We start from the raw sequence: 11,649 nt of genomic DNA, 5'->3' as shown, positions 1-11,649 counted from the left end.
TCCGATCACTTAAGGTAAAACTGGCAGGGACGAAAAAGAAGATGAAAAAGTGATCGGATAAAACCGAAACGACCGATCGGATTCACCGAAATACGCAGTATTCGTTCGCGAAAAAGCAGCCCTATGTAGCAAAATTGGCAAAAACTAAACGTGTGTACTGTTGTTAACTTTCTAATTAATGCGGAATTTGAGAGTCAATAGCCAGTTGTTTATAGTACGCTACAGTCGCAAACTGCGGTGCAGTTCTCTATCGCATTAACGGAGACGATAATGCTCAAAATCCAAGAGTGTAGAAATATGCAATAGCTTGCCTCGAATTACCAAGCTCCACGTCGATACCGTGAAACTGCTACCTCGCTATACGAAACTGCACTTCACCTACTATATAGATGCTAAATGGCAGTTACCTTCAAATAATATTTTTCTATTTAACAGTCGCTGTAAATAATTTAATTTCTTTAAAAGAAGTCGATTTTATTGGAGATAAATCAAAAACTGCCGCTATTCGGTCACGGGTAGTCTTTCCACAATGACTATCCATAAAAGTAAGCTGGCTATCGCTAATTGGAACATCAACCTCTTGTAAAAGTTGGTTTTTCCCAGCCTTTTTAGCTTCGATTTTTTTATTCAAATCCAACTCTAACTCAGTTAAGGTTGCGTAGCTTTCGGTTAATGTATAGGCACTGAACGTATTTTCCTGATTATAAAAGCTAATTGCCCAAGATGCGGATGGAGTACAGACAAGCAAACTAGTTGAAGCATTATCTTGAACATAGTTGAGCGCCTGCGCCCACTGTTCATTCTCTGAAGCTCTTTGAGTTGTAAAATCGTAAAAATAAAATAAGTGCAAAGATACGGTAACAATATAGATAGGAATCGAAAATCTCTCTTTTAAAGAGCTAAGGCATATAGCTAATAATAGGTAAGATATAACAGTCGAAAATAAAATTGTACGAGCCATAAAAATAGGCTTTACATATCCAGTTAGCCAGACTAGACAGAGCGTACTGAAACCCATGAAAATCAAGATATAGATAGTCTGGTAAGCTTTGTTTTTTATTAAGCTGACGAACCCGATACATAACAGACCTATAAAGGCAATATCCCAGAAAGAAACACTTTCAGGATCGGCTGAGATCTTTATAGACTTAGCTGTGGATAATACAAACTGAATTGGAGAAATATGTTTTAACCAATTAAACGAATTACCCTCGCCCGACAATACAGTTACAAGCGGCCATGGCAACCAAATTAAAAATAGTATTACGTTCGCAATGAACCACCTTTTAAATAATTCTTTATTACTCGTCTGATAGCAATGGTGAAAAACACAGAGATTAAACCCTAAAATATAGAAAACTGAAATATTGTGTGTATACAACGCACACGCAGCCAATAAGACGTAAGTAATCAGCCGACGATAAACTAGATTTTCAGAAATGATAAGCTGCAAAACACAGTAGAAGGCTGATACCCCGAAAAAAAACTGCATCGCATAAGCTCTTGCCTCTTGCGAGTATTCTATCTGATGAACTGAGAGCGCAAACAAAACACTTACTAAAAAGGCTATTTTTTTTCTGCAAAATAGTTCACATATTTTATAAAAGACAGCTACAGACAACGAACCAAACAATAAACTCACAAACCGCATGCTTAGTTCGCTGGTCTGGCCGTTTATATAGAGCTTGAGAAGCGTATAGTAAAGTGGCGGCGTGGGGTCGTAATTGGATATCCAAAGCGCGTCCCAACTATTACTCGCGATTCTGAAGTTCAGTGCCTCATCGAACCAAATTGAGTATGTTGAAACATCCCAAATTCTTAAGATGAAAGCGAATAAAAAAAGTAATACTAGGGCATAAATTTCGTTACTTTTTGCATTCATTTTATCCAGCTACCTTGTTTAAACATTTTTGTTTCTTAAAATGTATCGAGGTCGTTTTTTAGTTTCTACGTAGATGCGACCTATATACTCTCCAAGCACCCCTATGCCTATAAGCTGGACCCCGCCAAGGAATAATACCGATACCATTAAAGATGGATAACCTGGGACAGCATTTCCCCATATAATTTTTTCAACAATCATCAATAAACCGTATACGAATGAGAGTGACGAAATCATAAACCCTATATAAGTCCACATTCTCAGAGGTACTGTAGAAAAACCAGTGATCCCTTCTAATGCCAGATTCCATAACTTCCAGCCATTAAACTTTGTCGTACCAGCTACACGTTCATCTCGGGTGTATTCCACAATAGCAGTTTTCCCACCGCACCAAGACAAAATAGCTTTCATAAAGAGATTACGCTCTTCAAGTTGAATAATACTCTGAACTATCTTTTTATCTAAAAGCCTAAAATCGCCAACGTTTTCTTCTATTTTGGTATTGCTTATTTTGTTGTGGAAAGAGTAGAACCACTGGGCTGTTTTACGCTTGAGGTAAGTATCTGAATCTCGATTGGCGCGTTTAGCGAGCACCATTTCGTAGCCTTCTCGCCACTTAGCAATTAATTCATGAACAACTTCAATAGGATCTTGTAGGTCCACATCAATGGGAATAACCGCGTCACCATCGCTGTGCTCTAAACCTGCAAATAGCGCCGGCTCTTTTCCGAAGTTTTTAATAAAAGAAAGCGCTTTAACAGTCTCGTCACTTGACGCTAACTGAGTAATAATTTCCAGTGTTTTATCTGAACTACCATCATCTATAAAAACGATCTGTACGTGGTACTGACTCAGCTCTGCTTTTACTCTGTCATAAAAAATGTTTATGACTTCTTCTTCATTAAAAACAGGAACAACTAGAGATATTTTTTCCATAGCTTTGCCTAGACCTGTTTAAAAACAACATATTTTGAAAACAAAAAACCAACTACTAAACTTGTTCCAGAGAACAATACTAGCGTAACTAACTCGTGCAATTCCCAGAAATCTGCTATAGAACCAAATGAGTATGCCAAGGCCCCCATAAACGTTGTAAAAGTAATGTAGCGACCGAGAGAAACGTTGGTCTTAAAAGTGAACTTACCATTTGCAAAGAATGAAAATGTAACAGCAATAATAAAAGCAATTAGGTTTGATTGAGCCTGACCATGACCAAAGTGGGTTAATGCGAAAAATGATAACCAATGGATTGCAGTGTTAATAACACCGACCGAGAGAAATCTTGAAAAAAGCGAGATAGCTGAAAAGCGTTTTGTTTTGTACAAAGCCATTCCCTAGCATTAAATATAAAAAAACAAAAATTTATTGATAGAATCACTGTTCTCTGTTATAGAAGCAGTGGCTAAAAATGAGACATGTAGAACCGCTAGTATACATTCTGTCACCCTTAATTCTATACATTTCTATTACTCACACACGGTTAAACTCAATGAAATACATCTTCAAAGGAAGTTATTTACATAATAATTACAGCAGATACTTTTTAATAATATTTAGTAAAAGCATTATTATCATTGGACGACAAGCATTTAACTGAAACCGACGTTAAAAGGCTCGTTGTACGAATTAAAGTAACTGTAACCATCTTTTGTTACCATCCCCACGTTTCGTTTGTAATCTGGTAATATAGTAATCTTTTACATCTTGGTGGACTTTTTGCTTGAGAACAAGCTGTAAAGTACACAAAGAGTTTTTTAATTACCTCTTCAAAAACATCATGGAATAAAGATGCAGAAAACAGTTTCCGTTATAATCACAACACACAATCGCCCTGATTACCTAAAGGAGTCACTCGCTGCAGTATTAAAACAAACTGTTATACCGAAAGAAGTGTTCGTCATTGATGATGGCTCGTCAGTAAGCTATGAAGAAGTATTATCTCTCTTTCCAAGTGATCAATTTACTTACGTTAAAGTTCCAGTTGCAGCAGGCGCTAATGCAGCGCGCAACTTAGGTATATCTAAGTCGACATCAGATATTATTGCGTTCTTAGATGACGATGATGTATGGGACAACGATTATCTAGAGCAGCACATTACAGAGCACCAACATGCAGATGCCGTTACTTGCGGCTATCGATTTCTTGAAACACCCGATAAGATTCACATTAACGAAACTGAAGTCATCACCACCGCTGTGATTAAAAAAGGTAATAAATTCTGCGGGATGAGTGGCGTTACATGTAAGGCTTCATTAGCTAAAAAGTTGATGTTTGATGAAGAACTAAAGAATAGCCAAGATTGGGACTTTTTCGTTCGTATTACGTTAGAAGATGCTATTTTCAGAAACATACCTAAAGATATTTATTTCTATCGCAGAGGTCACGTTAGCATTTCTACCGAAGTTGCCAATATGCCATTAGAAAAAGTATTCCCTAGGCTTAAAGCATTTAAAAAACACAAGGCGCTATTAGGCAAAGAAGCTTATAACGACCGTGTTGCTAATCAAATTCTCAGCCAAATTGGCAAGAAGAATAACAAGCTAGGTTGGATTAGTTTATCTGTTCGAGAAGCGGGGTTAATCGCCACAGCAAAAGTTATATTAGGGAAAGACAGGCTTCGTAGGAAATTCGGCAAGTAGCGCCTACATCACTTCACCTGTAGTGTGCGCCGTTAGCAAAATTAACAGCGCACTCGCTATATCAGAACAAATACACTATAAACTCTTTATCACGTCCGCATATCGCTCTGCTACACTCTCCCAACTAAAATCAGCTGCTTGCTCTATCGGCGCATTGGCCCAGTCGGTTGATAGTGTAGTAGCTATGGCTGCAGCGTATTCTTCAAAATTTTCAACATTACAAACCATACCAGCTTTACCTATTAGTGTTCTGCGCATGGAGTCATCGGTAGCTACAACAGGCAACCCGCTAGCCATAGCCTCTAGGTACACTCGCCCAAAAGGCTCGTCTTCAGATGGCAATGTAAATGCATCAACTGAACGATAAACATTAGGTATATCAGCGAAGTCAACTTTAACTATTTTAAAGCGTTGTGCGCCTAACTTTTGAGTACAAAGGTCATTAAAGTACTGTACATCCGGGCCATCACCACAAATAAGTAACGACACATCGGTTAACTGGCTTACTGCCTCGATGGCTAAATGTATACGCTTGTGATTTTGCCTATTTAAAGCACCAACAGTTAATAACACTTTGCCCTGTAAACCATGCTCATATTTTTCGCCCTGCGGGCTGAATTTAGCTAAGTTTACACCGTTAGGGATAATCTCAACCCGTTGTTCTGGTGCTATAGAATGAACATACTCTTTAGTTTCTTGGTTAAACACAACCAAGCAGTCGGGCTTAAATTTCAAATTACGGCGTAATACTTTACCGTTCGACACCATCCCTGCCCTTTCGGTATAAAGAATAGGCGTTTTAAATAGCTTTCTAATTACTGCTGCTACTGCCAAGCCGCCATAATCGTTATTGGGGTAAATGACATCACATCGCTTAAACATTAAATATGGCGTGTAAGTGAGAAAGCTGGTTACCGACTCGATAAGCAAAGATGGGTTAGAAACAAAGCGCGTTAGCAACCAATCAATGGTTTTATTGCGCTGGGCTTTTTTCACTTTCCCTCTGGGAATACAGGGAATTACCACACTGTGTTCACTACATTTAGATGAGCTTAAAAGCTTTACGTCAAAAAATGTGGCAAGATGTTCCGCCATTTCATACGCACTGAGTTGAGACCCGCCGCTTGATGAAAACCCTGCCTCAGGGTGAATAACGGCTACTTTTTTCTTCATAAAATTTCCATTTTAGTGCATAGAAGCAATTGCTTTGTCCGGTATCCGTTTTAAGTATACCAAATTGACTTAAAAGATTATTCTTGAAATAGGTGAGTTAGTAATAAACTATCATTAATAGTCCATTTTCAAATATTTAGTTTAAGCAATTTAGATTCCGTTTTTTATAAAACTTAAAAGAACCAGAATAAGGTGGCTATTTTACCAGCAGAATCAAGCTAAAAATGCAAAGATCCCATCCACCGCCTTGCTACGTATTAACATTAGCACTACCCTTTTAATACAGCCCTAGTTTTCTTTTCATGCTATTCACTCTATAGGGATATACCATGCACTCTGCTAACTCAAAGCCGTCTATTTTTCGCTTCGCTTTTATTTGTTTACTGTCGTTTCTAATGCTTTCTTGTGCCACATTGAACAAGAATGATAAGGGTTATACAAAGGGCGGCCAACCCGGTTATATTTTGCATAACTATATTAATGCGAATATTAGCGACAGCAATACCGTATACTCATTACTAGCTGATTACAAAGGCCCGAAAAACCTATCAACCGTTGTTGAAAAGTACGAAGACGAGATAGCCCAGTTGTATAAGCAAAAAGTGTTATCACGTAAGCCATCACTTAGTGAAGATGCAAAGAAAACTCTGTTCGCCAATATAACCTCTTACCAAGCCTCCGCTCTATTTGCTTTGTATCCAATTGATACAGCAAAGTGGATGAAAACAATTTCAACGTACTCTGGCTTAAGTAAGAACGATATTTACGAATCGGCGATTACAGCAGGGTTAGATCCGTCAATAGTTTTTGCAGCTTCGGCTTCTGGGTTTGAAGATACTACTACCCCACTCATTAACTCGATAGGGTTAGTTATTTACGGCCAGGATGAAGAAAGTACTGCCGCCGTTAAATTTAGAGCCGAAGATGATAATTATTGGCGTGAAGGGCTAAATTTATCTTGGGAGCCCATTTACGGGTCGTTTGCTGGAAGTATAGTGTACCTACAAGCAGACACTACATACCATATTGAAGTGACGATTACGGATGCTTATGGCGATATCGTTGAACATTCCTTTCAAACCACCACAAAACCAAATACGCCCCCTATCGACCCAAATAAAATTTATTACCTTTCTGAAATTTACTCTGGCGGCCAATTGGATTTAGAAGCGCTAAATATAGAAGGTAGCGCAGATGGTTATGCAAAAATTATAGGCGACGGCCCCGTTATTGAAGCTGGCAGCGAAGTACTTGCGGCTGTGAATATTGGTAACAACTCGTACGTTATGCTTGAAAACCTGACCGTTAAGGGCGGGCAGCGTTACGGTATCTTTGCAAAAAAAGCACACCATATCTGGATTAAAGGATGCAATGTATCTGAATATGGTAGAGAAGCGGTTGATATAAGGGATGGTATTGCCTATTCAAGCACCACTAATAACTCACCTATTAATTACGACTCCGGTATTTACTTAGAACGAAGTGGCATTGCAGTAATAGAAGAATGTGAAGTACATAGCCCTAATTTGGGTGCAAATAGCTGGGCAGTTGGTCACCCTAAAGGTGCAAATGCGCTACAAGTTTGGGCATACCACGACAGCGACGCCTACCGAGGCGAATTTATTGTTAGAAACAATCGCTTTTACGGCGCACCAGACCATCGATTCAACGATGTAATTGAAGGCAGAAAAAATTTCGAAAGACGAGGTGGCTTCGTTAAAAATTCAGCAATTTACGGTAACTACTTAGCCTATGCGAATGACGACTTAATAGAGATAGATGGCGGCCAACAAAACGTGTTGGTTTACGACAACGAAATGGAGCAAGGCTATGCAGGCATTAGCATAGCGCCGAATACGTTAGGCCCTAGCTATATCTTTCACAACTACATTCACAATTTAGGTGATGAAACAGGTAAAGAGTGGACTGCAATAAAAGCTGGCGGTTTAATTTCTAAACCAGCTGGTAGGACTTTTGTATTCGAAAATGTGATTGATGTTGAGCGTAATGGCATTGCTGCATCCAGAGTTAATAACGACTCCACATTCTGGGTAACCACACAAAACAATATAATATTTACTGAAAAGACTGGTTATTCTGTTGGACACTGTATTTTCGATAAAGAGAAGTATTCAGGCAGTACAAGCACTAACGACCTTTGTTTTAACGAAAGAATAAGTGACGCAAGATATGAATTTAATTTAGATAACGTTGTTGAACACCCCTATTCTAATGATATCTCATACATTGAAACATTAAAAAGTTCGTCTGAACCTACTCTATATATACCCGAAGAATTTAAAATTCCTAACTTTTCTACGGAAGTAGCGTTACAAGCCGTTGTAGTTCAGCCACCAACAGTGTGGGAATTTAAAGCGAGCGAGATTGAGCATACCGGCTTTCCTAAACAGTATCGCTACGGAACTACTACCATTTCCGACGACAATACCGTTACCTTGACCGGCAACAACTGGCAGATGTTCCCTATTAGCTACACTTTAAACGAAGACTCTGTATTAGAATTGAAGCTTGAAGTAGAAGGTAACCCAGAGGTGGTTGGTATTGGCTTTGAAACAGATACTAAGTTAAATAGCTCTAGAGTGGTTAAATTTTATGGCAAACAGGCTTGGGGAATTAGAGGTGAAGACTCCTTCACACCCAAATCTAGCGCTATAACTTTTCCTATTGGACAATATGTGAAAGGTAAAGTGAACTATTTAATACTAGTGCTAGATAATGATGATATTGAGAGCTGGCGAAATAGAGATAAAGCAGTGTTTAGAAAATTAGTTATCAAATAATCGCGATTAATGTTTTGTAGGTAGCTTCATCGTAATATACCTTCGGATATACTCACGATGACAGCTGTGTCAACATTTTAAACACTTGATTACTTCTTTATAGCTCCATTGTTCTTAAGTCATTGTAATTAAAGCACTTTAATAAGATGGCACTACAATTGCTTTAAAAAGATAGACGTATGAAAATTTACTAATAATTTTGGAGTTATCGTGTTAAAAAAGTTAATTCAAGCAACTCTAGCAGTAGTTACACTTTCTTCTGCTCTATCTGCTAATGCAGAAATTATTTTATCATCTGACTTTACAGGTACATCGGGTGATCCTTCCAACATTTCTTGGACAGAGAACAGCGTTGAAGTGACAAACACACTTGACCCTCAAACAACTAGTTTTTCTTCTTTAGATCTGTTCGACAACTACGACAATTTGTTTGCCGTAGATTACAACACCCACAATGAAGGAACTTGGTTCGTTGATGTTTTACTTACTACAAGTTTCCTTGTAAGCAGCATCGACCTGGATGCTCTTACGTTAGATGCATCTATTTTCAACAACGGTGGTGTCTTTCAATCCTTCCAGCGTGACTTCAGCTTGTCTCTTGACATTTTTGAAGGCGCTAATTCATTGTTTTCGAGCACTGTAGATGTATTCGAAGGCGATAATAACAACTCTGGCTTCGTTGCAACAAAGCCAATTGAATTTGATTTAAGCAACGTTTCGCTACTTGGCGGAGATGACTATGTCTTACGTTTCACTGCCTTTGGTGATGGCGGTGGTAACAACGCTGGTTTCGACAACCTAGTGCTGACGGGTACGACAAACGGTTCATCTTTAGTAAGCGTTCCTGCTCCGGGCAGTATTTTTATCCTTATGACTTCTTTAGCTATTCTTCTTTTTCGTAAGAGAAACTAAGTTTAAGAGAAAGTTATGACACGGAAAGGCCCTTTTTAGAAAAGGGCCTTTTTTTTGCATTGCTAATACGGAACAATTCACTATCAATAAATTAAAATAGCATGCAGTGACTGTGCTAAGCGCATGTTAACTCCGCAATAAACACATAGAATATAGGTTTTGTTATGCCTTTATATTTAAACAACGAGCAAGCCGTAACCTTTTTACATATTCCAAAAACAGCAGGAACAACGATAGAATCGTGGTTGAACGAAACAGGGAAATATCAGCAAATACTTTTTTCTCAACAGAAACTTGAAGATATGCAAGTTACCCCTCAACATTTAGGCTACCGCACCCTAGCCGAACTAACAAAGACGCTGTATAGACCGTTCGAGTATAAATTTGCAGTAGTTCGAAACCCGTTCGATAGAATCGTTAGCGAATTCTTTTATAGAATAAAATTAGGTAGCATTCAGTTAGGTGAAGATGCTGAATCACTTTTTTCTCCATGGGTAGTTCATAACTTAAAAAAGTACAAAAACACTCCTTATGTATTAGATAATCACTTACGTCCCCAAACATATTTTGTAAATGATGATGTCGAAATATTTAAATTTGAGGACGGTATTCAAAACGTCCTCAATGCTGTAAGCAACCGTATAGGGATACAAGAGAATGTAAAAGTAAAGCCCAAGAAAGTAGGTGATAAAAAAAGTGTTCGTTGGTCACCTACTGCGATAAAAATGGTTTTGGAATTATACGATCAAGATTTTGACAAGTTCGATTATTCCAAATGTACATCTACTCTGGACATAGAATTATCAATGCTTAAACTCAAAAGATATGAAGCAATATATAATGCAAAACTTATCAAGAAAAAAGTAAAAAGGAAATTCAGATAACAAATCGATATATAGAGTTTTATTGCATATTTTATCGAAATAGTTTTACAGCTCTGTTCGGCAGAAACTCACTAATAACCGCTATGAAATCAAATATAAGGAAATTATCAATTGAAAACCGTTATATTCTTCGTTAAGAAGTTTCCTGTTCTGTCACAGACTTTCGTAATCGACCAAATTAACGGATTGATTGACCGTGGTGCCAATGTTCAGATAGTTTCATTTTACGAAGAAAAACAGAAAGTACCTCTTCAGTCATTAGAAAAGCATAATCTACTAGACCGGACTCGTTTCGTTACCCCTCTTAATGCACAAAAGGTTAAAAAGCCTTTAAAATTTCTTTTTCTTCGTTTCTTTTATACTGCTGTTCACATCAAATATAAAAAGCTTCAGCCCATAGTGGATTTCGCTAAATACGCAGTGAGCAAAGATAAAATAAACTTAGCCTATGAGGTCGCTATTACTGCATGGAAGAATAGTGATAATTGTTTTGAAGCTGACAGCATTATCGCTCATTTTGGAAATAATGGTGTTGTAGCTAGTAAGCTTATGTCCGCAGGGCTGTTGAAGGGCAAGTTAAATACGGTATTTCATGGTTATGAAATAAGTGAATATGATAATATTGCTTTTTGGAAAGAGGAATACGTTGAGCTGTCTAAAAATAGCCACCTGCTCCCTATTAGCAATTTTTGGAAAAAGAGGTTAGAAAGCTGGGGCGCGCCGAGCAAATCTATTTCAGTACTTCGCATGGGTGTTGATATTGACAAGTTTGCTTTCAGCGATAGACCTATTGGCAAACCCGTTAAAATAGTAAGCGTTGCTCGCGCTACCGAAAAGAAAGGCCTAGAGTACGCAATCCGGGCAATGGCTGAACTGAATGACGATTATCATCTTTCAATAATTGGTGGAGGCGCACTAGAAAAGCATCTAATAACTTTGAGCAAAGAACTAGGTGTGACTAATAGAGTTACATTTTACGGAGCAAAGCCGCCCAGTTTTGTAAAGAGCACACTTGATGAGTCAGATATCTTTCTTCTCCCTTCGGTCACAGATAGCGTAGGAGATATGGAAGGTGTACCTGTAGCGCTTATGGAGGCAATGGCTTCCGGTCTAATAGTTATTAGTACTTTTCATAGTGGCATTCCTGAACTAATCGACCACGAAAAGTCAGGCTTTCTTGTTCCAGAACGTGACTCTGTAGCCATATCCGCTGCTATTACAAAAGCTTCATCATCTGATAACCTTTCTAATCTAAGGCGTGAAGCCAGAAGCAAAGTTGAAAGCGAATTTAACTCTCAGACGCTAGCCCAACATTTGTTCGACTTGGTCTAGTTCAAGCAATTATTTTGAAAGAAGC

The 11,649-nt window shown here is 38.3% G+C and carries 9 protein-coding genes; 5 read left to right on the top strand and 4 right to left on the bottom strand.

Annotated features, from left to right (window positions below; genetic code table 11):
* Positions 1-424: 424 nt before the first annotated feature.
* From MHM99_RS13925 to MHM99_RS13915, 3 genes are read right to left on the bottom strand one after another with little or no spacing between them, the layout of a single operon-like run.
* The gene (locus MHM99_RS13925; RefSeq protein ID WP_239219858.1) at positions 425-1,882 is read right to left on the bottom strand and encodes a glycosyltransferase family 39 protein; all 1,458 of its coding nucleotides are present in this window, start codon (positions 1,880-1,882) and stop codon (positions 425-427) included.
* An 18-nt stretch (positions 1,883-1,900) separates the two neighbouring features.
* Positions 1,901-2,818 carry a glycosyltransferase family 2 protein gene (locus MHM99_RS13920; RefSeq protein ID WP_239219856.1) on the bottom strand — a complete coding sequence of 306 codons (918 nt, stop codon included), beginning with the start codon at positions 2,816-2,818 and terminating at the stop codon, positions 1,901-1,903.
* 8 nt (positions 2,819-2,826) lie between these two features.
* The gene (locus tag MHM99_RS13915) at positions 2,827-3,207 is read right to left on the bottom strand and encodes a GtrA family protein (RefSeq protein ID WP_239219854.1); all 381 of its coding nucleotides are present in this window, start codon (positions 3,205-3,207) and stop codon (positions 2,827-2,829) included.
* 463 nt (positions 3,208-3,670) lie between these two features.
* Between MHM99_RS13915 and MHM99_RS13910 the strand changes: the two genes are divergently transcribed.
* Positions 3,671-4,522 (top strand): glycosyltransferase family 2 protein, encoded by an 852-nt coding sequence (locus MHM99_RS13910; protein WP_239219852.1) that lies wholly within the window; start codon positions 3,671-3,673, stop codon positions 4,520-4,522.
* A gap of 75 nt (positions 4,523-4,597) precedes the next feature.
* On the opposite strand, the gene MHM99_RS13905 is transcribed toward MHM99_RS13910, so the two are convergent.
* Complete coding sequence (locus tag MHM99_RS13905) at positions 4,598-5,695, bottom strand: glycosyltransferase (RefSeq protein WP_239219850.1); 1,098 nt, start codon at positions 5,693-5,695, stop codon at positions 4,598-4,600.
* A gap of 329 nt (positions 5,696-6,024) precedes the next feature.
* On the opposite strand from MHM99_RS13905, the gene MHM99_RS13900 reads away from it, so the two are divergent.
* From MHM99_RS13900 to MHM99_RS13885, 4 genes are all read left to right on the top strand, one after another.
* On the top strand, positions 6,025-8,496 hold the full coding sequence (locus MHM99_RS13900; RefSeq protein WP_239219848.1) for a right-handed parallel beta-helix repeat-containing protein: 2,472 nt from the start codon (positions 6,025-6,027) through the stop codon (positions 8,494-8,496).
* 210 nt (positions 8,497-8,706) lie between these two features.
* On the top strand, positions 8,707-9,408 hold the full coding sequence (locus tag MHM99_RS13895; RefSeq protein WP_239219846.1) for a hypothetical protein: 702 nt from the start codon (positions 8,707-8,709) through the stop codon (positions 9,406-9,408).
* Positions 9,409-9,572: 164 nt separating this feature from the next.
* The gene (locus MHM99_RS13890) at positions 9,573-10,292 is read left to right on the top strand and encodes a sulfotransferase family 2 domain-containing protein (RefSeq protein ID WP_239219844.1); all 720 of its coding nucleotides are present in this window, start codon (positions 9,573-9,575) and stop codon (positions 10,290-10,292) included.
* Between the two features lie 111 nt (positions 10,293-10,403).
* Positions 10,404-11,624 (top strand): glycosyltransferase, encoded by a 1,221-nt coding sequence (locus tag MHM99_RS13885; RefSeq protein WP_239219842.1) that lies wholly within the window; start codon positions 10,404-10,406, stop codon positions 11,622-11,624.
* Positions 11,625-11,649: the final 25 nt, after the last annotated feature.

This window comes from Alteromonas sp. MmMcT2-2, from assembly GCF_022348305.1.
GTDB lineage: Bacteria > Pseudomonadota > Gammaproteobacteria > Enterobacterales > Alteromonadaceae > Alteromonas > Alteromonas macleodii.
The sequence above is the reverse complement of the archived record's forward strand: the minus strand, read 5'-3'. Positions and strand labels throughout refer to the sequence as shown.

What these genes read in the sequence shown, in the direction of transcription:
- MHM99_RS13925 (WP_239219858.1), bottom strand. Translation starts at nt 1,882, where the DNA reads ATGAATGCAAAAAGTAACGAAATTTATGCCCTAGTATTACTTTTTTTA.
- MHM99_RS13920 (WP_239219856.1), bottom strand. Translation starts at nt 2,818, where the DNA reads ATGGAAAAAATATCTCTAGTTGTTCCTGTTTTTAATGAAGAAGAAGTC.
- MHM99_RS13910 (WP_239219852.1), top strand. Translation starts at nt 3,671, where the DNA reads ATGCAGAAAACAGTTTCCGTTATAATCACAACACACAATCGCCCTGAT.
- MHM99_RS13905 (WP_239219850.1), bottom strand. Translation starts at nt 5,695, where the DNA reads ATGAAGAAAAAAGTAGCCGTTATTCACCCTGAGGCAGGGTTTTCATCA.
- MHM99_RS13900 (WP_239219848.1), top strand. Translation starts at nt 6,025, where the DNA reads ATGCACTCTGCTAACTCAAAGCCGTCTATTTTTCGCTTCGCTTTTATT.
- MHM99_RS13890 (WP_239219844.1), top strand. Translation starts at nt 9,573, where the DNA reads ATGCCTTTATATTTAAACAACGAGCAAGCCGTAACCTTTTTACATATT.